The organism is Schaalia sp. Marseille-Q2122 (assembly GCF_903645355.1).
In the GTDB taxonomy this organism is placed as follows: domain Bacteria; phylum Actinomycetota; class Actinomycetes; order Actinomycetales; family Actinomycetaceae; genus Pauljensenia.
In genome coordinates this window covers 63,894-85,875 of record NZ_CAHJXR010000005.1, presented here as the reverse complement: position 1 = coordinate 85,875, position 21,982 = coordinate 63,894, and the positions used below count along the sequence as shown (strand labels likewise).

General features: G+C 59.5%; 22 protein-coding genes and 1 pseudogene. 19 read left to right on the top strand and 4 right to left on the bottom strand.

Annotated elements, in window-relative coordinates; all coding sequences use genetic code 11:
• Window positions 1-79: 79 nt before the first annotated feature.
• From HWX48_RS06615 to HWX48_RS06605, 3 genes and pseudogenes are all read right to left on the bottom strand, one after another.
• Window positions 80-1,290, bottom strand: a pseudogene (locus HWX48_RS06615) (IS110 family transposase).
• Between the two features lie 222 nt (window positions 1,291-1,512).
• On the bottom strand, window positions 1,513-4,014 hold the full coding sequence (locus HWX48_RS06610) for an ABC transporter transmembrane domain-containing protein (RefSeq protein ID WP_175955859.1): 2,502 nt from the start codon (window positions 4,012-4,014) through the stop codon (window positions 1,513-1,515).
• Window positions 4,015-4,097: 83 nt separating this feature from the next.
• Complete coding sequence (locus tag HWX48_RS06605; protein ID WP_175955857.1) at window positions 4,098-5,024, bottom strand: inositol monophosphatase; 927 nt, start codon at window positions 5,022-5,024, stop codon at window positions 4,098-4,100.
• A gap of 311 nt (window positions 5,025-5,335) precedes the next feature.
• Between HWX48_RS06605 and rpsP the strand changes: the two genes are divergently transcribed.
• From rpsP to HWX48_RS06545, 12 genes are all read left to right on the top strand, one after another.
• Complete coding sequence (gene rpsP / locus HWX48_RS06600; RefSeq protein ID WP_175955855.1) at window positions 5,336-5,815, top strand: 30S ribosomal protein S16; 480 nt, start codon at window positions 5,336-5,338, stop codon at window positions 5,813-5,815.
• 2 nt (window positions 5,816-5,817) lie between these two features.
• Window positions 5,818-6,057, top strand: coding sequence for an RNA-binding protein (locus HWX48_RS06595; RefSeq protein ID WP_124870720.1), 240 nt, complete (start codon window positions 5,818-5,820; stop codon window positions 6,055-6,057).
• Window positions 6,058-6,310: 253 nt separating this feature from the next.
• Window positions 6,311-6,820: a ribosome maturation factor RimM gene (rimM, locus tag HWX48_RS06590; RefSeq protein WP_175955853.1), complete on the top strand. Its 510-nt coding sequence runs from the start codon at window positions 6,311-6,313 to the stop codon at window positions 6,818-6,820.
• Between the two features lie 14 nt (window positions 6,821-6,834).
• Window positions 6,835-8,250: a tRNA (guanosine(37)-N1)-methyltransferase TrmD gene (gene trmD / locus HWX48_RS06585; RefSeq protein WP_175955850.1), complete on the top strand. Its 1,416-nt coding sequence runs from the start codon at window positions 6,835-6,837 to the stop codon at window positions 8,248-8,250.
• 176 nt (window positions 8,251-8,426) lie between these two features.
• Window positions 8,427-8,774, top strand: coding sequence for a 50S ribosomal protein L19 (rplS, locus tag HWX48_RS06580; protein WP_175955848.1), 348 nt, complete (start codon window positions 8,427-8,429; stop codon window positions 8,772-8,774).
• A gap of 110 nt (window positions 8,775-8,884) precedes the next feature.
• A complete protein-coding gene (gene lepB / locus HWX48_RS06575) occupies window positions 8,885-9,652 on the top strand; it encodes a signal peptidase I (RefSeq protein WP_175955846.1) in 768 nt (255 codons plus the stop codon).
• Window positions 9,649-10,350 carry a ribonuclease HII gene (locus HWX48_RS06570; protein ID WP_175955844.1) on the top strand — a complete coding sequence of 234 codons (702 nt, stop codon included), beginning with the start codon at window positions 9,649-9,651 and terminating at the stop codon, window positions 10,348-10,350. Before lepB ends, HWX48_RS06570 begins: the two co-directional genes overlap by 4 nt.
• Window positions 10,351-10,414: 64 nt before the next feature.
• A complete protein-coding gene (locus tag HWX48_RS06565; RefSeq protein WP_175955843.1) occupies window positions 10,415-10,717 on the top strand; it encodes a DUF2469 domain-containing protein in 303 nt (100 codons plus the stop codon).
• Between the two features lie 130 nt (window positions 10,718-10,847).
• Window positions 10,848-11,297, top strand: a complete 450-nt coding sequence (locus tag HWX48_RS06560) for a YraN family protein (protein ID WP_175955841.1) — start codon at window positions 10,848-10,850, stop codon at window positions 11,295-11,297.
• The gene (locus tag HWX48_RS06555; RefSeq protein ID WP_175955839.1) at window positions 11,294-12,853 is read left to right on the top strand and encodes a YifB family Mg chelatase-like AAA ATPase; all 1,560 of its coding nucleotides are present in this window, start codon (window positions 11,294-11,296) and stop codon (window positions 12,851-12,853) included. Before HWX48_RS06560 ends, HWX48_RS06555 begins: the two co-directional genes overlap by 4 nt.
• Window positions 12,846-14,039: a DNA-processing protein DprA gene (gene dprA, locus HWX48_RS06550; protein WP_175955837.1), complete on the top strand. Its 1,194-nt coding sequence runs from the start codon at window positions 12,846-12,848 to the stop codon at window positions 14,037-14,039. Before HWX48_RS06555 ends, dprA begins: the two co-directional genes overlap by 8 nt.
• 28 nt (window positions 14,040-14,067) lie before the next feature.
• Window positions 14,068-15,126, top strand: a complete 1,059-nt coding sequence (locus tag HWX48_RS06545; protein ID WP_175955827.1) for a tyrosine recombinase XerC — start codon at window positions 14,068-14,070, stop codon at window positions 15,124-15,126.
• Window positions 15,127-15,134: 8 nt separating this feature from the next.
• Here HWX48_RS06545 and HWX48_RS06540 read toward each other — a convergent pair whose 3' ends face one another.
• Window positions 15,135-15,671, bottom strand: a complete 537-nt coding sequence (locus HWX48_RS06540; RefSeq protein WP_175955825.1) for a M23 family metallopeptidase — start codon at window positions 15,669-15,671, stop codon at window positions 15,135-15,137.
• A gap of 411 nt (window positions 15,672-16,082) precedes the next feature.
• On the opposite strand from HWX48_RS06540, the gene rpsB reads away from it, so the two are divergent.
• The 7 genes from rpsB (at window position 16,083) to HWX48_RS06505 (ending at window position 21,982) form a co-directional block, all read left to right on the top strand.
• A complete protein-coding gene (rpsB, locus tag HWX48_RS06535; protein WP_175955822.1) occupies window positions 16,083-16,907 on the top strand; it encodes a 30S ribosomal protein S2 in 825 nt (274 codons plus the stop codon).
• Window positions 16,908-16,936: 29 nt separating this feature from the next.
• Window positions 16,937-17,767 (top strand): translation elongation factor Ts, encoded by an 831-nt coding sequence (gene tsf, locus HWX48_RS06530; RefSeq protein ID WP_175955820.1) that lies wholly within the window; start codon window positions 16,937-16,939, stop codon window positions 17,765-17,767.
• Between the two features lie 182 nt (window positions 17,768-17,949).
• Entirely contained in the window at window positions 17,950-18,693 is a 744-nt protein-coding gene (gene pyrH, locus HWX48_RS06525) for a UMP kinase (protein ID WP_175955818.1), read from the top strand.
• Window positions 18,690-19,247, top strand: a complete 558-nt coding sequence (gene frr / locus HWX48_RS06520) for a ribosome recycling factor (protein ID WP_175955816.1) — start codon at window positions 18,690-18,692, stop codon at window positions 19,245-19,247. The genes pyrH and frr overlap by 4 nt, the downstream gene beginning before the upstream one ends.
• Window positions 19,247-20,137 (top strand): phosphatidate cytidylyltransferase, encoded by an 891-nt coding sequence (locus HWX48_RS06515; protein ID WP_175955814.1) that lies wholly within the window; start codon window positions 19,247-19,249, stop codon window positions 20,135-20,137. The genes frr and HWX48_RS06515 overlap by 1 nt, the downstream gene beginning before the upstream one ends.
• 1 nt (window position 20,138) lies before the next feature.
• Window positions 20,139-21,434: a 23S rRNA (adenine(2503)-C(2))-methyltransferase RlmN gene (gene rlmN, locus HWX48_RS06510; protein WP_175955812.1), complete on the top strand. Its 1,296-nt coding sequence runs from the start codon at window positions 20,139-20,141 to the stop codon at window positions 21,432-21,434.
• Complete coding sequence (locus tag HWX48_RS06505) at window positions 21,431-21,982, top strand: DivIVA domain-containing protein (RefSeq protein WP_175955810.1); 552 nt, start codon at window positions 21,431-21,433, stop codon at window positions 21,980-21,982. The genes rlmN and HWX48_RS06505 overlap by 4 nt, the downstream gene beginning before the upstream one ends.

Here is a 21,982-nt window from a genome sequence, read left to right as displayed (position 1 = left end):
CACTTGTGCGACGGAGGGCCTCTACTGCTTTTTCGTAGCGTTGAGTGATAGTTGATGGGGGGTGCCCCTATGTTGTTTGTCAAGCGGCGGTGGCGAGTTTTTCTGATGGGTGTGGGTCGTAGAGGGTGGCGTCGCGGAGCATGGCGTACAGGGTGAGGATGTGGCGGTGTGCGAGGGCGAGGATGGCTTGGTTGTGTCGTTTTCCTTGCTCGCGTTTCTTGTCGTAGTAGGCCCGGGAGATGGGGTCTGTGCGTAGTGCGGCGAAGGCTGAGAGGAACATGGCGCGTTTGAGGCGTTTATTGCCTGTTCGTGAAACGTGTTCACCTCGAATAGACGTGCCTGATCTTCGGGTGACTGGTGTGAGGCCAGCATAGGAGGCAAGGTGTGCTCCGGAGGCGAATTCTTTGCCGAGGGTTTCTGCCAAGAAGATCGCTGCTGTCCGAGGCCGATGCCGGGCATTGAGGTCAGGACTGGGTAAAGAGGGTGGGCCTGCACTAGGGCTTCGACTTGTTGGGCTACGTCTTTGCGTTGGGCGTGGAAGGCAAGGAGTTGGCGAGCCAAGTGGGGTAGGACTAAGGCTGCTGCGTCTGTGCCTGCAACAGTGACTGTTTGCTGGCTGAGTGCCTCCATGATGTCGTGAGCCCAGGCAAGGTGGCGGCGTGAGCCGTGTGCTTTGAGTGTGTTGGCAATACGTTTGAGGCCCGCCTTTTTTAGTGCCGCTGGGGTTGGCCATGAGGCGATGACCTCCAAGACGCAGTCATGTTCCAGGCGTGGGCCAAGGACTGCTTCAAGGGCGGGGTGAATCTGGGTGTACAAGCCTTGGATTCGGTTTGCTGTTTGGTTGACTTGGCGTGCTAAATCTAAGTCAAACCCGGTCAGCATGGTTAGTGTTGCTCCGTCCTGGTCAGCAACACTGATGCTGCGGAGTGTGTGAGGCATTGACCGTGCTGCCTGGGCTATGACAACAGCGTCGCGTTGATCAGTTTTGGCATTCCCCGGGGTTAGGTCTGCAATGCGGCGCATCGACAGGCCTGGCAGGTAAGCCACGCGCAGTCCCATGTCTTGAGCGACAGCGACACCAAGAGCTCCGATGGTTGCTGGTTGGTCAACAACGATCAGGACTTGTCCGCGTGTGCCAAGCTCTTGGTAGAGGGAGTGGATCTTGGCTTCGTTGTTGGGCAAGGCTTTATTCCATAAGACCTGCCCAGTAGTTGATAGTGCGTGAGCCCAGTGCTCAGTTTTGCCCACATCAATGCCGACAAAGACACCGATGTCATCGACTGTGATCATGATGGTGGTCCCTTCCGAGCAGGAAATCTGTTGAACCAGTCCCACGGCAGCTGATCCCACACCCACGTTACGAAAGACCTCACCAGGTGGGTCATTCCCCTCATCAGCGGTCACCAACTACCAACAGTCCCCGGTGACAACACCCCCCGGATCATTCAAAGACAGGGGCAAGACATCACGCCGGGAACTACTGGCCCACTCCCAGAAAAACACAACCGGAAGTCAATAAACAAGGTAACGGGGGAGGCCTCGTAGGACGGCTGCTCCTCGTGCCTGCTCAACGAGGGCGGACGCGGCTTCTTGCCTAGCCGCATGAACGTCAGAGAAGACCCGGCTGTAGATACGATCGCTCAGTGCAGTCATTGCCCAAAAGAAGGGGATCCCACTGAGTGCTGCGATCCCTAAACGCCAGTCGAGAATGAGGAGCACAACGGATGCGTATAGGGGTTGAATGAGGGAGCCGACTACCTGCTGGGGGATGTTCTGGAAATCGATGAGCGGGATGTCATTGCAAATGAGTGTTCCTGTGCGGCCCATATCGTTGCGAGTAAAGAACCCGAGAGGAACACGGCGGAGCCTTTCAAGGACTGATAGCTGTAGGGCTTTCTTTGACTCCGAGGCTAGGCGCCACACGAGGGCATTACTCCATGTAGCGGCGGCGAGACGCAATAGGAGGGAGATTAGCAGGAGCACTGACATGGCCATGACAAGCGAGGGAGAAAGGGAACCCCAAGGCGCGCGGCCTATGGCAGAGAGAAGAAGGGCGAAGATGACGAAGAGAGGCAGGCCGCGCAGCGCCCCTTCCAGGCAAAGGCGTATCAGGCCATGGCGTATGAGAACGGGGAAACTTTCGCCATAGAGATAACGCCACTGTCGAAGGAATCGCATGTGGCTGATACCGCGAGGAAAGGAATCGCTTAAAGCGACTGGTGATGGTGCATCCGCTTCACAGGGGGGAGACGTGGGGTGTTGTATTGGCCTGTGCGAGGTGCTGGGGGAGGTCGAGGGGCGGAGAGTCCAGCCTTCGGCATTGTGGTAGGCATTCCACAGAGTTTGATACTCGGGGCTGTTTGCTACAAGTGATGAATGCGTACCAAGGGCAGTGATCCTTCCGTGCGCCATCACCGCAATCTGATCAGATTGTTCTATGGTTGCTAGGCGATGGGCGATAGCAATTACTGTCCGGCCATGGGTTAGGGTCGTGATCGCGTCGAGTGTAGCTTTTTCTGTCAGCGCATCAAGGGAAGCTGTTGCCTCATCAAGGATGATGATTGGAGCATTTTTAAGTAGGGCGCGAGCAATGGCAATCCTTTGGCGTTGACCTCCTGAAAGGTTGCTTCCTCCAGCGGCTAGGAGAGCGTCCCACCCGTACTCAAGGCCGTCGACAACGTCTTCAAGCTGAGCCTGAGAGCCTGCCTGGCGGACTTCGTCGTCTGTTGCTTCCGGGCGCGCTAGGCGGATGTTTTCCAGCAGAGAGGCTTCAAAGATGTACTCATCCTGCTGGATAAAAGCGACTATCCGCTGAAGATCCTGTGGGGAGATTTGGCGACAATCGATGCCGCCGATCCTCACACTGCCCTGAGATGGGTCGTGGAAACGCGCGATAAGACGCGCAAGAGTGGTCTTGCCGCTGCCGGTTTCACCAACGATGGCCAAGGTCTGCCCTTCAGGGAGGTGCACATTGATGTCACTGAGGACATTGCTCTGGTTGTCGTAGGAGAAGGAGAGGTTGTCAAAAGTGATGTCAAAGGCGGTTGGTGTGCGTGGAGTAGAGGCGATCGGCAGGCGCTCCTCGTTGAGAATGGCTGTGATTGATTGTGCGGCTACTTGGAATCGAGCGGCGATTAAAGCAAGTGTGCCGACAAGTGAGATGACTGGGCCGAGGTAAGCCAGCGAAATAATAAGGAAGAGCGTGAGCGTTCCAAGACCAATACTTCCATCGATGGCGAGGAGTCCTGCTGCTGGCACCATTAATGCGACAGTGAGGCTTGTGGCGACAGTTAATCCAGAGGCTAACCAGCGTTTAGCTCCTGAAGTTGCCTCCTGTTCTAGGCGGGTTTGTTCCTCGATTGCAGCATGAGCCTGGCTGCGAGTAGATCGCGGATGAAGGAAGGCACGGATGACAGCGATGCCCCGCAGATATCCCATTACTGATTGGTTCACGATGGTGCTGTGTTCAGCGAGGGCTTGGTTGTTCTTCTGCGCGATGAACATTGCTGCGATGGAGAATCCAAGGAAAAGAATCAACGACAGTAGGGCAACAAGGGCTAGGCGCCAGTCGATGGCGAAGAGGATGATTGTTGTGGCCAGTGGAACTGTTGTCGCCGCGGCAGCATCAGGAATGCCGTGTGCAAGTGCCTCTTCGATCTGTTCTACGTCGTCATGGAGAATCTTTTTGATCTCGCCAGTTGAACGTGTCTGAGCACGACCCAAAGGCATGGACTGGAATGCTTCAACGAGGGAAAGACGGAGCTGAGCGAGGACCGCGTATGCGGCGATATGCCCTTGATGGTTTGCGATGGAGGCAAAGAGAGCTTTTCCTACGAGGGCGAGCGCTGCCCACGTTGCAATCCAGATAATTGGGTATCCGCTGCCGTGATTGCCGTCAAAGAGAGTGGAGATTGTTGCGTAGACGGCAACATAGGGGGCCAGCGAGCAAGCTGCAGATAGGGCGGCGAATATTGCCGAGAGAATGATGCGGCCTCGATGGTGGGAGATGATCACGCCAAAGAGGGCGTTGACTCCATCGGCTTTGTTAGGCTCATCTAATTTACCTTAGGGAGAGCCTCTTTTGTGGGCAATGAGTGTCAGTAAATGGAATCTATGAACGCTTGCTCCTCGCGCAATACGGCCTCAATCGTCACCGCTTCAAAAGAGCCTGCGGAGGCAGCAACACCTGGCGCATAGCCATCAGCAAGGTCAGTGCGTAGCGGAAGGTTGAGCACCGTGCCTCCAGCAACACGCACCATGTGGATGCCAGCAGCCACATCCCAAGGCTTAAACGCAGTGCCAATCATGGCGCCCAGCCAGCCTGCAGCAATGTGAGCCAGATCGAGAGCACACGCTCCAGAGCGTCTAGTAGCCATATAGGCCTCAACGAGTCGGCGTTCACGCTCGGCAGCAACAAGCGGTTCTTGATGCAAGAGCTTGCGGGTGGGGTAGTAGCTAATGAGAACCGCCTCCGCTTCAGAGTGCGGGCCGCGCGAACGCAGGTCAACGATTCCCTCGGGACCTTCGTGCCAGGCGCGTGTCGCATCAGCGACAAAGACCTCGTGCAGCATGGGCACACTCACCGCCCCAGCAACCACCTGCCCATCCAACTCCGCAGCAATAGAGGTGCCAAAATAGGCCATGCCGCAGGCAAAATTTGCCGTCCCATCAATGGGATCAACGATCCATCTCAGACGCTCACCCAACTCACTCACCCCGCTGGCCTCACCCAACTGGGCGAGGGCGTTGGCCTCGTCAAAGGAAACGCTGCTGGGGGGAGTTGACGTAAGGGTCACCTCGCCACGTTCCTCGCCCAACACGCGAGAACCCGGCGCAAAGAATCCAAGAATCTCATGAAGCACGCCCTCGACGTGACGATCGTGCACAGTCACAGGATCATGACTATCCATCTTCGTATCGAAAGAGGTCACGGTACGCGCTACGGAACGCAAATAGGGGGCAACAGACAGGGCTGCGGCGCGAGCAACGCGAGCGCACTGGTAGTCGATAGAGTGAGGACTCATAATCTCATTGTTTCGCGCACGCACTCCAACCACAAGGGAAGAACCCTCAATACAGATCAGGTCGCATATACGCAGCGAGCATCCCTGAAGGCGCGTGCTGATGTGAAAGTGACCGATTCCACCCTGAAAGTAAGGGAGGAATGTCAATGAGACTATGGGAATTGGCGCAAAACATGGCAGAATATCCGAGTACCCGACTGCCGAGGGCCCTCTCACCGAGGACAGTCGTGTCCCGGAAAGACCACTCAACCGTGTTCCCACCGGAGCGGTGCATCTTTCCAAACCAATCTGAAACAGGAGTGACCACACAAGTGGCAGTTCGCATTCGACTCAAGCGCATGGGCAAGATCCATGCACCCTTCTACCGTGTCGTCGTCGTGGATTCGCGCAAGAAGCGCGATGGCCGCGTCATCGAAGAGGTCGGCATCTACGATCCCACCTGCAACCCCTCGGTCATCAAGATTGACTCCGAGCGTGCGCAGTACTGGCTCGGCGTTGGCGCTCAGCCCACCGACCAGGTTCGTAACCTGCTCGTCCTCACCGGCGACATCGCTAAGTTCAAGGGCAAGGCTGACGCCGTGTCCCGCGTTCAGGTCGCCGAGAGCGACAAGGCCGCCGAAGCTGTTGAGGCTGTGAAGGCTGCTGAGTCCGCCGCTGAAAAGCGCAAGGCTGACGCTTCCGCTAAGAAGGCTGAAGAAGCCGCTGCTAAGGCCGCTGAAGAGGCCGCCGCAGCCGCTGAAGAAGCTGCTGAGGAGCCCGCCGAGGCTGCCGAGGCAACTGAGGAAGCCTGATCATGCTCGCTGACGCGTTGGAACACCTGGTAAGCGGCATCGTTGACAATCCTGATGACGTGCGCGTCTCGAAGCGCTCCATGCGCAAGGGACAGCTCCTTGAGGTTCGGGTCAACCCCGACGATCTCGGACGCGTTATCGGGCGCAACGGCCGCACGGCACGCGCCCTGCGCACTGTCATGGGTGCGCTTTCAACGCGCGGACCGATCCGCGTCGACGTCGTCGATACCGATCGCGAGTAACACGATCACCTCAGACTGATTGTTATCAGACTGCGACTGTGGGCTGGAGGATTCCCTCCAGCCCACAGTCATGTCTTGGGAAGGTGAAGGCCAGGCCATCTCTCACACTCCAGCTTGGAGAGGCTTTCTTCACTGAACATATCGCCTGCGCCCCCAGCGCGCCCAAGTACACTAGACACCGATAACAACGCCAGCGCCGCACAACCTCTGTCAGGCACATTGGTCAGCGTCGCGACAACTAGGGGAGTCCCACATGAATCTGACCGCCGCCATTATTGGTCCTGCTCATGGACTGCGCGGAGAGGTCCTACTCGACATTCGCACTGATGACGCTGAACGCGTCGTTCCCAGTGCCTCTTTCGAGACCGATTCTTCTGACTTCCCAGTGCTCACTGTCGTGGGCTTACGCCAGCACAAAGGCCGAACCCTCGCGATCTTTGATGAGATCGCCTCGCGTGAGGACGCTGAAGCTGCCCGTGGTATCGCCCTGCTCACCGAAGAGCATGACGAGGACAATGCCTGGTATCCCCATCAGCTTGTGGGACTTGCTGCGCGCTCTCCTGAGGGTGAGTCCCTCGGTGAAGTGACCGGTCTGCAGCCGGGCGCCGCGCAGGATCTGCTTCTTGTCCGCTACGAGGGGAGGACAGTGATGGTGCCTTTCGTTCACCAGCTTGTCCCTGTCGTTGATGTTGAGGCTGGCGTGGTGATTATTGACGCCCCTGGTGGCCTCTTCGATGATGACTTTGTCAGCACCCGCGACTGACAGGAACACCTGCCATGCGTTTTGATCTCCTGACGATCTTCCCTGATTTCTTCGCGCCCCTCGAACTGTCGTTGATGGGCAAAGCGCGAGATGCTGGACTCATTGACGTACATGTGCACGATCTGCGCGAGTGGACTGAAGACAAGCACCGCAGCGTCGATGACACCCCCTACGGTGGTGGGGCGGGTATGGTGATGCGCCCCGATGTGTGGGGGCGGGCCCTTGATGAGATCCTTTCAGCATCCCTTCCTCACGCGGACGCCTTTGCGGCTCATGAGGCTGATTTCCTTGACGAGGACGCTCTCAATCACGCGCGCAGCCTGCACCACGAGCGCCGCGTTCTGGCTATCCCTACCCCTTCCGGTGTGCCGGTGACGCAGAAGATGGCAGAAGATCTGGCGCGAGCTGATCAGATTGTTTTTGCCTGTGGCCGCTATGAGGGTATCGATCAGCGTGTTGCGGACCACTACCGCGCTGAAGAGTACGAGGTTTACGAGTTCTCCTTGGGCGACTACGTCCTCAACGGTGGTGAGGCGGCCGCGATGGTCCTCATTGAGGCCGTTGGCCGTTTGATCGATGGGTTCATGGGAAACCAAGAGTCGATCGTGGAGGAATCCCATTCCGACTCCGGCCTGCTCGAATACCCTGCCTACACTCGGCCCAAGAAGTGGCGTGGATACGAGGTGCCTGAGGTTCTCCTCGGCGGGGATCATGCTGCTATTGACCGCTGGCGGCGAGATCGTGCCCTTATTCGCACGGCTAGCCGCCGCCCCGACATGGTTCGTGCTCTGGACCCGGACTCACTGTCCATCGTCGACCGCGAGGTTCTAGCTGGGGCTGGGACCGTTCTTTACCCGCGTTACGCGCAGATCCGTATGCGTTTGGCTCGGGCCACTGAAGCCGAAGAACTGTCAAGGTTTGCTGCGCGAACCTTCCCCCTGGCCTGCCCTGAGCACCTGGGGCAAGAGGCTATTGATGCGTTCATTGCCGAGAAGCTCAGCGTCGCCGAGTTCACTCGGATGCTCGATAATCCGACGGAGTATCGCATCTGGGTCGCTCGATCCAAAGAAGATAACCAGCTGCTGGGCTACACGCTGACCGTCCTCGGTGGGCCTGATGGAACGCCCAATGACATGGTGCGTCCAGGAAAGATTGAGCGGGGGGCCGCCTACCTGTCCAAGTGTTACGTCGCCCCCGAATGGCACGGCTCAGGCATTGCTGGAGCGCTCCTTGAACGTGCAGTGGCTGACGTTGCCGCGTGCGCGCGCAACTCTCAGGTGGTGTTGGGGACGAATATTGCCAATAAGCGGGCGCGAGCGTTCTACAAGCGGCATGGCTTTAAGGTTGTGGGCCGCAGGACCTTCATGGTGGGCGAGGTCGCCAATATTGACGATGTCTTCGTGCGTAATATCACGCTGGCGAAACCCTGAAATTCCTCCCAGCTCTTGGGGCCAATAGGACTCATGTGGCAGACTGGGAAATCGGTGTGACGTGGCGTCACCTGCCGCAGGGGGCCGCCATAGCGCCACACCATGAGTACACCGCAGGCATAGACCTGCCGTATTTTGACGTAACTGACCTGCGGCAGGTGCGTTAAGGAGTAGACATGCAGAAGCTGGATGCCGTCGATGCAGCGTCGCTGCGCGAGGACCTCCCGTCTTTCCGCGCCGGTGACACCGTTAAGGTGCACGTGAAGGTTATTGAAGGTACCCGTTCCCGTATTCAGGTGTTCCAGGGCGTTGTTCTGGCTCGCCGCGGTCACGGCGTGTCCGAGACCTTCACCGTTCGTAAGATCTCCTTCGGCGTTGGCGTTGAGCGTACTTTCCCGCTGCACGCCCCCACCATTGATCACATCGAGATCGTCACCCGTGGTGACGTTCGCCGCGCGAAGCTGTACTACCTGCGTGATCGTCACGGCAAGGCAGCCAAGATCAAGGAGCGTCGCTTCAACTGAGCTGCGTAGTGGCAATCTGCGTATAGCGGCAAGGCCCGGTGTCCTTTCGGGATGCCGGGCCTTCACCCTGCACGCCTCCACTGACAGCCAGTTGATGAAGGGAATCCACTATGAGCGCACACCTTCCTGGACGAGCACCGATGCACCTGCCTTCACGACGGGAAGCAATCGCACGCGAGCGCGCCGCCCGACGCAGCCCCCTGGCGTGGCTGCGTGAAATCGGCATTATTTTGCTTGTCGCTTTCTGTGTCTCTGCTTTGCTGCGGGCCTTCATCGTTCAGGTGTTCTGGATTCCCTCTCCTTCAATGGCCGACACTCTTAGTGTCAACGACCGCATTTCTGTCTCGCGCATTTCTGCATGGGTGGGGGATGTCCAGCGCGGTGACGTGGTGGTCTTTGATGATGCGAACGGCTGGCTTCAACCCGATGAGTCCGAGGGTTTTGCCGCATTTATCCGCAAGATTGGCGAGTTCTCTGGTTTCGTGCCAGCTGATGGCAAGCAGATTCTCGTCAAGCGTGTGATTGGCCTGCCCGGGGACCGTGTGGAGTGCTGTTCGGCCTCGAATAAGGTGTCGGTCAACGGTGTAGAGATCACCGAACCGTACCTGCCTCCGGGCACGATTCCCTCGACGATTTCCTTTGACGTGGTCGTCCCCGAAGGTCACGTGTGGGTGATGGGGGATAACCGCTCGAATTCCTCCGATTCGCGCTACCACATGCCCGATGACCCCAATGTCATCACATCGACAGGCAGCCAGAATCCCTTTATTCCTCTGAGTGCAATCGTTGGCCGCGCAAACGCCGTCATCTGGCCCTCTGACCACTGGCGTGGCCTGGGTGACCGCGAGGTTTTCGCCAGCGTTCCCGATCCCCAATGACGGCTGTTGCCACGCGTGAACTTGAACTGTCCCTCCTGGGTGGGCGGCGTCTGCTTGCCGGGATGGACGAGGTCGGACGAGGCGCCCTCGCCGGGCCGGTCACGGTTGGGGTTGCGTGGGTGGACGCTGAAGTGGGGGAACCTCCTTCAGGTTTGACTGATTCGAAGCTTTTGACCCCTGCTAAGCGTGCGGCTTTGTGTGAACCGATTCGCCAGTGGGTGCGCGCCTGGGGGGTGGGTCATGCCTCCCCAGATGAGATTGACGCCCATGGGATCGTGGTGGCTCTTCGTCTGGCGGGTCAGCGTGCACTCATGCAGGCTGCAGCAATGTCTGGACTTTCTTTTCCTGAGCTGGTCATTCTTGATGGTGTTCATGATTGGTTGACTGAACCGCAGGATGATCTTTTTGTTGCAATGCGTGAGTCTGCGGCTGACCTTCAGTGGAGTGCTGGTGGGTATGTGGTGCCGCCGGTCCATATGCAAGTAAAAGCCGACATGAGTTGCGCGGTGGTGGCGGCAGCCTCTGTTCTCGCTAAGGTGGACAGAGACACGCTGATGATCACCCACGAGGATCCCGGTTACGGGTGGGCATCAAATAAGGGATACGCTTCTGCTGCTCATGTTGAGGGTTTACGCCGCTTGGGGGCGAGCTCTTTTCATCGACGTTCGTGGAAACTTCCCGGCGTTGACACCCCATGACAGTGCTGCAAGCTTCTAGCCATACCTCCGCATGCGGACAGCCCACAGAAAGGACTGAACAGCCGTGAGTAGCGAAGATATCGAGAACTACGAAAATACTCTTGAGCTCGACCTTTTCCGCGAGTACCGCGATGTCATTGGTCTGTTCAGCTACGTGGTGGAAACTGAACGCCGTTTCTACCTGTGCAATAAGGTCGACATCCAAGCCCGTCCTATGGGGACGGATGTGTTCTATGAGCTGACCTTGACTGACGCGTGGGTGTGGGACATCTACCGCTCGTCACGTTTTGTGAAGTCTGTGCGGGTGATTACCTACAAGGACGTCAATGTGGAGGAGCTGTCTAAGCCCGATTACGATGCCCTGTAATCACAGGGGATCTTACTGGCCGTAGAAGTTATCCACAGGCACTTCACCACCTGAGCCTCTATCCACAGGTAGAGGCTCAGGTGTTTTGTTCTTCCTTTCCGACTTGGAACAGTAGAAGCGGGAGGAACACATGAACGAACATTACAACACCCGACAAACCGCTTCACAGTCTCATAAGCCCGCCCTGGGCGCCGTGGGTGAGGCCATCGCAGCTGAACTCCTGAGCGCTCAAGGCTTGCACATTCTTGACAGAAACTGGCGTGACGGCAGACGCGGCGAGCTTGACATTATTGCCGCTGATCCGGCGGCAGGATGCTACGTCGTGGTTGAGGTCCGCACGCGCATTGGCAGCTCTCACGGCTCGGCCTTTGCGTCGATTGATGGCAGAAAATATTCTCGCTTGCGCCGCCTTGCCGTCACATGGCTCTCCACCCAGGAGCATAAGCGGCACGTCCGCATTGACGTTATCGCCCTCACTTTCCCTGAGGGCGTGCGCGATCTCTTCGCCGCTGGCCTGCAGGCCCAGGATCTTCTCGCGTCCCAAGCCAGTATCCATTGGGAGAAGGCGGTGGCAGCATGAGCTCACATATCGCCAAGACCCTTGCGATTGCCCTGGTTGGTATTGAAGGTCACCTAGTCGAGGTTGAATCCCATGTGGGTCGAGGCCTGGTGTCTTACACCCTGGTTGGCTTGCCTGACGCTTCCTTGCGTGAATCAAAGGAGCGCGTGCGATCAGCATTGCAGTCGTGCAACCTTGACGTCCCCGACAGGAAGGTGACGGTGAATCTGTCCCCGGCGGGACTGCCCAAGTCAGGCTCGGCTTTTGACGTGGCGATCGCCCTGTCCGTCTTGATTGCGAATCGTCAGGTGCGTGCCCGTCCTTTTGAAGGGTGCGTCCTCTTGGGTGAGCTTGCCCTTGACGGGTCGCTGCGTCCCGTGACGGGTATTTTGCCTGCGCTCATGGCGGCGGCAGATCGCGGTATCGAACGAGCAATAGTGCCAGCAGGCAATGAGCAGGAGGCCGCCCTCGTTCCCGGTATTGAGGTTCGCGGTTTTGCTCATGTTGCCGAGATCATCCGTTGGGCGGGTGGGAAGGCGGACATGCCTCTGTCGGAGAGTTCTGCCGCCGTGCCCATACGTGATGGCGGCTCGACCTCTCTTGCGGACACGCGCCCTTTGGATTTGGCTGATGTGCGCGGTCAAGGACGAGGGCGACGCGCTCTGGAAGTTGCGGCAGCCGGTGGCCACCACATTCACTTCGTTGGGGAACCGGGGGCTGGCAAAACCATGCTGGGCTTGCGCCTGCCGAGCATTCTGCCAGACCTGGATGACCGCACGGCCTTAACAACGACTGCGATCCATTCGGTGGCGGGGCTTCTCGGGGCCGATGGGGGATTGGTGCGCCGTCCTCCCATTTGCACACCGCATCATTCGATGACGATGCCTGCGATGATTGGCGGCGGCTCTCAGCTGCCGCGTCCGGGAGCGGTGTCCCTGGCCCATGGGGGAGTGCTCCTTCTTGATGAGGCTCCTGAGTTTGCGCCCTCCGTGCTTGACGCCCTCCGTCAACCTCTCGAGGAAGGTCACGTGTCCATCCATAGGGCACGCGGCCATACCTCTTACCCGGCGCGATTCCAACTCGTCCTTGCGTCCAATCCGTGTCCGTGTGGACACAGTGGAGCGCGCGTCAAGCAATGCACCTGTTCTTCCATTGAACGGCGCCGCTACCAGGCGCGCCTCTCGGGGCCGCTGCGCGACAGGATTGATATCACCGTGCCTATGCGGACGCCAACACGCGCTGATCTGGCAGAAGGCAGTGTCGAAGAATCCGCAGTGGTGAAAGAACGGGTGGCCCAGGCACGAGAGCGGATGCGAGCGCGCCTTGAAGGGACACCCTGGCGTTTAAACACGGAGCTGCCCGGTACATGGATTCGGCGCAATACGCCGTTACCTGCAGATCTTTTACGGAGCTTGGATGACTCCATTGAGAGGGGGATCTTGTCGATGCGCGGCGCCGATCGGGTACTGAGGCTCATGTGGACCCTCGCCGATCTTGATGGACGAGACCAACCCGATATGGCAGACATGGGTGAAGCCCTTGCCCTGCGCAGCGGAGGAGGTCACGAATATGCCTGAACACACTTCCCCTTTAGCTCGGAAGTCCCTCCAGCACCCTACGTGGTGGTATGCCGCCTGGTGGAGTGCCATCATCGAACCGGGGGACGCCCACGCGGCGGCCCTTCGACACGGCCTGGGTGATGACGACGCCTACCGGTGGGTGATGGCAGATCAGCCGGGACCTCTCCCTGACGATATTGCCGGCGACCAGCTCCGGCGAGCCTCGTGGCATCAGGCATGGGAACGATGGCGGCCTCGTGCCTTGCAGGCAGCGCCCGATGAAGATTTGGGAGTCCTCGAAGGTCTCGGAGGCTATCTCCTTACTCCCGACATGCCTGAGTGGCCAGCAGGACTCAAACGTCTGGGCGCAGAAGAACCCGTCGCACTGTGGGTTCTTGGCCGCTCGCCCTCAAACTCGCAGCCGAGCGTCGCCATCGTTGGTGCTCGCGCCTCCACCCACTATGGCACGCGTATCGCCTCAGATCTTGCCTGCGACCTTGGACAAGAGGGCATCACTGTCGTTTCAGGTGGCGCCTACGGTATTGACATCGCGGCCCACTGCGGCGCCCTCGCCGGACAAGCTCCAACCGTTGCCATCATGGCTGGGGGAGTGGCAGAGCTCTACCCCAAAGCCCACGAACAGATCTTTGGACGGATCCTCGCCGCAGGAGGGGGTATTATTTCCGAATCCCCACCCAACTGGAGGCCTGCGAAATGGCGTTTCCTCGCACGCAACCGCATTATCGCCGCCTTCAGCGATGCCACCATCGTCGTTGAAGCAGGGCGCCGCTCCGGTGCTCTCGCCACCGCGCGTCGAGCGATGGAACTCGGCCTCCCTGTCGGGGCCATCCCGGGGCCAGTGGGGGTCGAAATGGCTGCAGGTAGTAACGACCTCATTCGCAATGGGGCCACTCTCATTCGTCATGCGCAGGACGTCCGAGAACTCATCGGCCCCCTTGCTCCCACACTGAGTGAGGACCTCTTCGGCGCGCCCATCGCCAAGGACGAGGGCGTGAGTGCGCTGCCGCCCACGCAGCGCCGGGTGTGGGAAGCCCTGCCCAAACGTTCCGCTGCGCCTCTTGAACGCCTCACCCGCGCTAGCGGACTGTCCGAACGAGAAGTGCTTGCAGCGCTCGCGGGCTTGGAACTCACCGGGTGGGTGTCCTCCTCTGCTTCAGGGTGGAGCCGGGCGACAGGTCACTAAGGTGACGGGGCGTGGCTAAACTGGCGGTATGTCAGCGAACGCCACCCCCGCCACGCCTCGGAGGGCTGGCCGCCCTCAGGCTCCCCCCTCCACGCATACGCAGCAAGTGCCTCTAGCGGGTGACGATGAACGCCTTCTTCACCAGTGGCTGAGTTTCCTCAGTGACACGAAGGGGCTGTCCTCCCAGACGATTCGCGCCTACGAGACAGACCTACGCCTGTGCGTGGGCTTCATTCGTGAAAGAAGCGGCTCTGACCTGCCTCTGGAGGATCTTCTGACGACGCGCGCTCTGCGCTCTTGGCTCTCTTCGACACTCGCTGAGGGGGCAACGCGTTCAACTGCCGCCCGCAAGACCTCGTCCTTGCGTTCCTTCTGCGCCTGGGCTCACCATCGCGGGTTCCTCCCGACAGACCCTTCCGCACTGCTCGTTTCAGCCCGTCCCGACCAGCGCCTTCCAGAAGTGGTGGACGTTGAAGGCGCTGCTCGCTTACTCAACTACGCGGCAAGCATGGTCCGCCAGGCGCAGGAGCATGCGAGAGACTGTGATGATCCGCAGGAAGTCGCAGCAGAAGAAAATGTTCTTGCCTGTGCGCTGAGAGACTGGGCGATGCTTGAACTCATCTACAGTGCTGGCTTGCGCGTCAGTGAACTGTGTGATCTTGATACGACCTCACTGGACACTTCAGCCGGAACGATCCGCGTGATCGGTAAAGGAAATAAAGAACGTGTGGTGCCCGTTGGGGATGTGGCCCTGCGTGCGGTTGAGGCCTGGAGAGAAGGCGGTCGACCCCTCTTCTTGGCAGCCCACTCAGGCCAGGCCCTTTTCCTTGGCAAACAAGGTGGCCGCATCGACCCTCGTGCCGTCCGCGCTGTCGTTCATAACATGAGTGCGCAGGCAGGAGTGAAAGACCTGGCGCCCCACGCTCTGCGCCATACCGCAGCGACGCACCTCCTTCAAGGAGGCGCTGACCTCAGAGCAGTCCAAGAGATCCTTGGGCACGCTTCCTTGGCGACCACTCAGCGCTACACCCACGTTGATGCGCAGCGCCTCTCAGCGATCTATCTGCAGGCTCATCCGCGAGCGTAGTCCCCTTCTCACCAGGGTTTTAACACGATGGGGGCGAGAAGTTGACGGAGGGGATTGAGGTATTGTTTGGCGCCGACCTTGACGCCCCAATGCAAGGGGCCGGGGGAGTGGCCCGCCTCGACAATGCCGATGGCCTGGCCTTCCTCGACGTGATCTCCCAAAGAGACAAGGGGCGCGACAGGCTCGAAGGTTGAGCGCCGATGGTCATGTTCGATGACGAGAACCTGCCGGTCAACCAGGCGCCCGGCGAAAGTGACCGTTCCTGCCGCTGGAGCATAGATGGTCGCACCCACGGGGATGTTCAGATCTACCCCGCGATGCCCTGACAGCCAATCCTGCGAGGGCGGGTCGAACGCTTGAGTAATGGCTACGGGCTCGCCACTGGGCCAGCGCCAGGCTTCCAGCGAGGGGGAGGCGGCCTCGCCCTCGTCAAAGGGGAAAAGGGCGGCGGCAGCGGGTGAAAGGAGGAAGGAAGCGAGGACCGCCATCAGGACGGCAAGCCAGCGTGCATGAAAGAACTGAGGAGGATGAATTCGGTGTTTCATCTCTTTACTCTTGCGCGCACAGAGCTTTGCTCCAAAAGACATGGGGGTCGCCTGTGGATAACGACGAGTGGACTCACGGTCTGTGGAAAACCCGTAAGAGTGGGAGCCGTGTCACAAGAAGCATGCTCGAAGGCGGGTGTGCCATCGACTAAACTAGATCGAGCGTCTGGACTGTCTGAATCGTACTGATAGGGCGGAACAGGCGACTTCGCGTGTCATTACCGCGCCTACACCACCGGCACCGTGCCGACTGGCTTGAGTAGGGCGGAGCGCGACTGCCTCAGGTCCCTTCGGGGTGGTGGTCGGCTGTGGCACCAGGGCTCACACCGGGACTTCCGGAACGAGCGAAAAACCGAAAATGGGCTTCAAAGCCCCCATGACCTGCGCACAGCGCAGGGGAAAGGACGATTCATGGCAGTCGTCACTATGCGCCAGCTCCTGGACTCTGGCGTCCACTTCGGTCACCAGACCCGTCGTTGGAACCCCAAGATGAAGCGCTTCATCCTCACCGAGCGCAACGGCATCTACATCATCGACCTGCAGCAGACCATCGCTGACATCGACATCGCGTTCGACTTCGTCAAGCAGACCGTCGCTCACGGTGGCACCATCCTCTTCGTTGGCACCAAGAAGCAGGCCCAGGAAACTGTCGCCGAGCAGGCTTCCCGCGTTGGTATGCCCTACGTCAACCACCGCTGGCTGGGCGGCATGCTCACCAACTTCTCCACCGTTGCCAAGCGCCTCCAGCGCCTCAAGGAACTCGAGCAGATCGACTTCGAAGATGTTGCCTCCTCCGGCCACACCAAGAAGGAACTGCTCATGATGAGCCGCGAGAAGGAAAAGCTCGCTCGCACCCTCGGTGGCATCCGCGACATGGCCAAGGTTCCCTCGGCCGTGTGGATCGTTGACCCCAAGAAGGAACACCTCGCTGTTTCTGAAGCTCGCAAGCTCAACATCCCCATCGTCGCCATCCTCGACACCAACGCTGATCCCGATGAGGTCGACTACCGTATCCCCGGCAATGACGACGCCATCCGCGCCGTTGCCCTGCTGACCCGCGTGATCGCCGACGCCGTTGCTGAGGGCCTCCTGGCTCGCTCCGCAACCCGCAAGCCCACCGGTGAAGAAGCTGCCCCCGCAGCTGAGCCCCTGGCTGAGTGGGAGCGCGAGCTCCTCGAAGGCGAGACCACCGAAGCTCCCGCTGCTGAAGAAGCAGCCGAAGCACCCCAGGCCTGACCAGAACTTTCCTGAAAGGATCGACACCAATGGCGAATTTCACCGCTGCTGATGTCAAGGCGCTGCGCGAGCAGACCGGCGCCGGCATGATGGACGTCAAGAACGCTCTCACCGAGGCTGACGGCGACGCCGAGAAGGCGCTCGAAATCATCCGCCTCAAGGGCCTCAAGTCCCTCTCCAAGCGCGAAGGCCGCGTCGCCTCCGCAGGCCTGCTGGCCGCCACCGTCGTTGACGGCAAGGTTGGCTACATGGTCGAGCTCAACTCTGAGACCGACTTCGTTGCCAAGAACCAGAAGTTCATCGACTTCGCTCAGAGCGTCCTCGAAGCCGCTGTCGCCGCTGAGGCCGCAGACCTCGAGGCTCTCCTGGCTGCTCCCCTGAACGGCGAGACCGTTCAGGACGGCATCAACGGCATGGCCGCCGTCATCGGCGAAAAGATCGAGGCTCGTCGCCTCGTGCGCGTTGAGGGCGACAACGTTGACCTCTACCTGCACCAGACCAGCCCCGACCTGCCCCCGCAGGTTGGCGTGTTCGTCGTGACCGATGCCAACGGTGCTTCCGTCGCCCACGACATCGCCATGCACGTGGCCGCCTACATGCCTGCGTACCTTGACCGCGACGCCGTCCCTGCTGACGTCCTCGACAAGGAACGCGCCACCCTCGAGAAGATCACCCTCGAAGAAGGCAAGCCCGAGGCTATCGTTCCTAAGATCGTTGAGGGTCGCCTCAACGCCTACTTCAAGGACAACTGCCTGGTGGACCAGGACTACGCTCGCGATCCTTCCAAGACCGTTGGCAAGGTTCTCGCTGAGGTGAACGGCACCGTTACCGAATTCGTTCGCGTACACGTCGGCGCCTGATAGCTCCAGATGAAGGCCCCGCCATTTCGGCGGGGCCTTCATTGGCATCCAGGAAATTCACACAGTATTTTTATCCCTAAGGGTTCTTGCTTACCGGCTGAAGGATCCCCCCGGCCACGCCACAGAGTATTCGGAAAGTGGCTACTCTCCAACCAGCGTCGACCATGCACAAAGGAGTACATATGTCCGCCCCCACGCCGCGTCGCGTGCTGCTGAAGGTCTCTGGCGAGGCTTTCGGCGGTGGCTCCATCGGCCTTGACCCCTCCGTCGTTCGTAATATTGCCCAGCAGATTGCTGAGGCCGTCCGCCAAGGCGTTCAGGTCGCTGTGGTTGTGGGTGGAGGCAACTTCTTCCGCGGCGCTGAACTGTCCCGCTCAGGCCTGGATCGCTCCCGTGCCGACTACATGGGCATGCTCGGCACCGTCATGAACGCCCTCGCCCTCCAAGACTTTATTGAGCAATCCGGTGTGCCCTGCCGCGTGCAAAGCGCGATCAGCATGCAGCAGGTTGCTGAACCCTACATTCCGTTGCGAGCAATTCGTCACATGGAAAAGGGGCGCGTCGTCGTTTTTGGCGCCGGCGCAGGCATGCCCTTCTTCTCCACTGATACCGTTTCTGCCCAGCGAGCCTTGGAAACGCACTGCACCGAGCTGCTCGTGGCCAAGAACGGGGTGGATGGCGTTTACACGGATGATCCCCGCACAAACCCTGATGCTCGTAAACTCAGCTACGTCTCTTACGGTGACGCGCTGGCCCAAGGCCTTAAAGTAGTTGATGCCGCTGCATTCGCTCTGAGTCAGGAAAACGGCCTCAACATGCGAATCTTTGGTATGAATGAACCAGGAAACGTGACCGCAGCCCTTCTGGGCGAAGAAATCGGTACCCTTGTTTCCGTCGCACCTGACAAACAGAAGGAGCAGCAGTGATCGACGATATTCTGCTTGAAGCAGAGGACAAGATGGATCGAGCCGTTGAGGTGGCTCGTAACGACTTTGGCAACATCCGCACCGGCCGCGCAAACCCGGGCATGTTCCAGCAGATCATGGTCGACTACTACGGCGCTCCCACGCCGATGCAGCAGCTTGCCTCCTTCCAAATCCCCGAGGCTCGCACCGTCCTGATCTCCCCCTTCGATCGTGGCGCGGTCGCTGAAATCATCCGCGCCCTGCGCGAGTCCGACCTCGGTGTCAACCCCACTGATGACGGTAACGTCGTGCGCGTGGTCCTGCCCGCCCTCACCGAAGAGCGCCGCCGTGACTACGTCAAGCAGGCCAAGTCCAAGGCTGAAGATGCCCGCGTGTCCGTGCGTGGCGTGCGTCGTAAGGCCAAGGAACAGCTCGACCGCCTCAAGAAGGACGGCGAAGCAGGCGAGGACGAGGTCGAGCGCGCTGAAAAGGCCCTCGAATCCCTCACCAAGGCTCGCGTGGAGCAGATCGATGAGCTGCTCTCCGCCAAGGAGACTGAGCTCCTCACCATCTGATGAGTGATTCTTCTATTGCTCGTGTCGTAGGGAAGGTTCTCTCCCCGGCTCCGACCGTGGAGAGACCTCCCCTACCCGCGACGGGCCGCGCAGGACGTAATCTTCCCGCTGCTGTTGGTACAGCAGCGGTGTTGATTGTTGCCCTCGCTAGCTCCCTGATCTTCTTTACCCCGCTCTTCGTCGTTTTTGCTGCGGTCATGTGCGTAGCTGCCGTGTGGGAACTGGCCGGCGCCTTTGCCCGGGTTGGCATTCACCTGTCGATGCCTCCTATCTACCTGGGCACGATCGGTATCCTCACCTGCGCGTGGATGCTGGGCGTGGAGGCAACACTGGTTGCCACCTACCTGACGGTCTTTGCCGCGATCGCGTGGCGGCTGGTGGATTCGACGCAGCAGACCCGCATGCATGACATCGTGGCATCTGTGTTCACGATCGTTTACGTGCCTTTCTTCGCCGCCTTCTTGCTGCTCATGCTGCGTGAGTTTAATTCGGCGTGGATCGTGGGGCTGCTGGTCCTCCTGGCCGTCATGAATGACCTAGGTGGCTGGGCTGCGGGCATCATGTTCGGTAAGCACCCGATGGCGCCCCGCTTGTCACCGAAGAAGTCTTGGGAGGGCTTTGCGGGCTCCCTCGCGGCTTCCATCATTGCTGGCGTCATCTGCTTGAGCCTGCTTGGTGCCCACTGGTGGTGGGGCGTTATCGCAGGCATTGCTGGAGCTTTTATCGGTACCTTGGGTGACCTGCTCGAGTCGTTGATTAAACGCGAAGTGGGCCTTAAGGACATGTCTGCGCTCTTGCCGGGCCACGGGGGCGTCCTCGATCGCATCGACGCCCTGCTGATGTATGCCCCTGTCTTCTACTTCATCGTGCGAAACGCGCTGGGAGCCTGACATGAAAACCGCTCTGCCGACTCCCGAACTTCCCCGTAAGCGCCGCGAGGTACGTCCAACGGATCAGCCGCCCGAGGGCGCGCTGACGCCTGACGCGAAGCCTATCTTGTCCTTCACCGCGAAGCGGCGAGGAAAGGCGCCCTCGCATATCGCTGATCTCACGCAGGCTGAACGCCGTGCCCTCGTCAAGGACGCAGGTTTCCCGGCCTTCCGCGCCGACCAGCTGTCGCGCCACTATTTTGAGCATTACACCGCTGACCCGGCGCTCATGAGTGACATTCCTGCGTCCATGCACGAGGCGATCCGTTCCACATTTATGCCCGAACTCGTGACCGAGGTTGTTGCCCAACGCGCTGATGGTGGCCTGACCATCAAACACCTGTGGGAGCTCTATGACGGTGCCCGCGTGGAGTCGGTTCTTATGCGCTACACGGAGCGCACAACGCTGTGTATCTCTTCCCAAGCAGGGTGTGGCATGGCCTGCCCCTTCTGCGCTACCGGCCAGATGGGGCTGACCCGTAATCTGTCGACGGCTGAGATTATCGACCAGGTTCGTATGGCACAAAAGGCCTGCGAGGACGGGGTTCTTGAGGGTGGTCCGACACGCCTGTCGAATATTGTCTTTATGGGTATGGGTGAGCCGATGGCGAACTATCGGGCGGTGGTCAATGCGCTGCACCGTCTGATTGATCCCAGCCCTGAAGGCTTTGGTATGTCGGCACGCAATGTCACCGTCTCGACGGTGGGCCTGGTTCCAGCCATCGATAAGCTCGCGGCCGAGGGATTGCCGGTCACTTTGGCGGTCTCGCTGCACGCACCCGATGATGATCTGCGTGACGATCTCATCCCGATTAACTCGCGGTGGAAGGTGGGGGAGCTGCTTGATGCTGCCCGCCGCTACTTCGTGGCGACGGGACGTCGTGTCTCCATTGAGTACGCGCTGATTAAGGACATGAACGATCAGCCGTATCGTGCGCAGCTGCTCGCTGATGAGCTGAATAAGCGCGGTAAGGGATGGGTGCATGTCAACCCCATTCCTTTGAATCCCACACCGGGATCAATCTGGACGGCATCAACACGGCGAGCACAAGACGAATTTGTCGCCATTTTGCGTAACAATGGAATCTCGACAACGATCCGCGATACCCGCGGATCAGATATTGATGGTGCATGTGGTCAGTTGGCCACGGCAGTAAAAGAAGGCGGGCGCAAAGGATCCTCCTCCGATGCCCCCGCAGGAAAGCCCCAACCCGCAGCATCCCAGCAACAGGGCGCCAACACACAGGAGAATCGATGAGCGACTCTTTCCCTCGGGTAAGCATTTTCAACTACGGTTACGACCCCGCTTCGGTCGATTCATTCTTTGAGGACGCCCGCCGCGCCTACGAGGGCGGCGTTCCCGCCGAGCACTTCAGCGCCGAGCAGGTCCGCCAGGCTACCTTCCTGCTCAAACGCCGCGGCTACAGCATTCAGGCCATTGACGCTGCTTTGAATCGCCTTGAGGCGGCTTTTGTGCAGCGTGACCGCGCTGACCACATTGCTGTCAATGGCGAGGCCGCCTGGTATCAGCGTGTCGCTGACCGTGCGACCACGCTCTATCCTCGCCTGCTGCGCCCTCGTGGTGAGCGCTTTGCCCGCCCTGGCCGTGAGCCTGGCTACAACGCTGAAGAGGTGGACGCTCTGCTGGACCGTCTGGAGGGCTTCTTCAACGACAATGCTGATCTGACCGCTGACGATATCCGCCAGGCTGTTTTCAAGCCTGCACGCGGGAAGAAGGCATATGCTGAGGGCCCGGTTGACGCCTACCTGGGGCGCGCCATTGAGATTCTCCTTGCAGTGAACTGA

What these genes read in the sequence shown, in the direction of transcription:
- lepB (WP_175955846.1), top strand. Translation starts at nt 8,885, where the DNA reads ATGAGCGCACACCTTCCTGGACGAGCACCGATGCACCTGCCTTCACGA.
- HWX48_RS06570 (WP_175955844.1), top strand. Translation starts at nt 9,649, where the DNA reads ATGACGGCTGTTGCCACGCGTGAACTTGAACTGTCCCTCCTGGGTGGG.
- HWX48_RS06545 (WP_175955827.1), top strand. Translation starts at nt 14,068, where the DNA reads ATGTCAGCGAACGCCACCCCCGCCACGCCTCGGAGGGCTGGCCGCCCT.
- trmD (WP_175955850.1), top strand. Translation starts at nt 6,835, where the DNA reads ATGCGTTTTGATCTCCTGACGATCTTCCCTGATTTCTTCGCGCCCCTC.
- rpsB (WP_175955822.1), top strand. Translation starts at nt 16,083, where the DNA reads ATGGCAGTCGTCACTATGCGCCAGCTCCTGGACTCTGGCGTCCACTTC.
- HWX48_RS06505 (WP_175955810.1), top strand. Translation starts at nt 21,431, where the DNA reads ATGAGCGACTCTTTCCCTCGGGTAAGCATTTTCAACTACGGTTACGAC.
- HWX48_RS06540 (WP_175955825.1), bottom strand. Translation starts at nt 15,671, where the DNA reads ATGAAACACCGAATTCATCCTCCTCAGTTCTTTCATGCACGCTGGCTT.
- rplS (WP_175955848.1), top strand. Translation starts at nt 8,427, where the DNA reads ATGCAGAAGCTGGATGCCGTCGATGCAGCGTCGCTGCGCGAGGACCTC.
- tsf (WP_175955820.1), top strand. Translation starts at nt 16,937, where the DNA reads ATGGCGAATTTCACCGCTGCTGATGTCAAGGCGCTGCGCGAGCAGACC.
- rlmN (WP_175955812.1), top strand. Translation starts at nt 20,139, where the DNA reads ATGAAAACCGCTCTGCCGACTCCCGAACTTCCCCGTAAGCGCCGCGAG.
- HWX48_RS06605 (WP_175955857.1), bottom strand. Translation starts at nt 5,024, where the DNA reads ATGAGTCCTCACTCTATCGACTACCAGTGCGCTCGCGTTGCTCGCGCC.
- HWX48_RS06560 (WP_175955841.1), top strand. Translation starts at nt 10,848, where the DNA reads ATGAACGAACATTACAACACCCGACAAACCGCTTCACAGTCTCATAAG.
- pyrH (WP_175955818.1), top strand. Translation starts at nt 17,950, where the DNA reads ATGTCCGCCCCCACGCCGCGTCGCGTGCTGCTGAAGGTCTCTGGCGAG.
- dprA (WP_175955837.1), top strand. Translation starts at nt 12,846, where the DNA reads ATGCCTGAACACACTTCCCCTTTAGCTCGGAAGTCCCTCCAGCACCCT.
- HWX48_RS06555 (WP_175955839.1), top strand. Translation starts at nt 11,294, where the DNA reads ATGAGCTCACATATCGCCAAGACCCTTGCGATTGCCCTGGTTGGTATT.
- rimM (WP_175955853.1), top strand. Translation starts at nt 6,311, where the DNA reads ATGAATCTGACCGCCGCCATTATTGGTCCTGCTCATGGACTGCGCGGA.
- HWX48_RS06515 (WP_175955814.1), top strand. Translation starts at nt 19,247, where the DNA reads ATGAGTGATTCTTCTATTGCTCGTGTCGTAGGGAAGGTTCTCTCCCCG.
- HWX48_RS06595 (WP_124870720.1), top strand. Translation starts at nt 5,818, where the DNA reads ATGCTCGCTGACGCGTTGGAACACCTGGTAAGCGGCATCGTTGACAAT.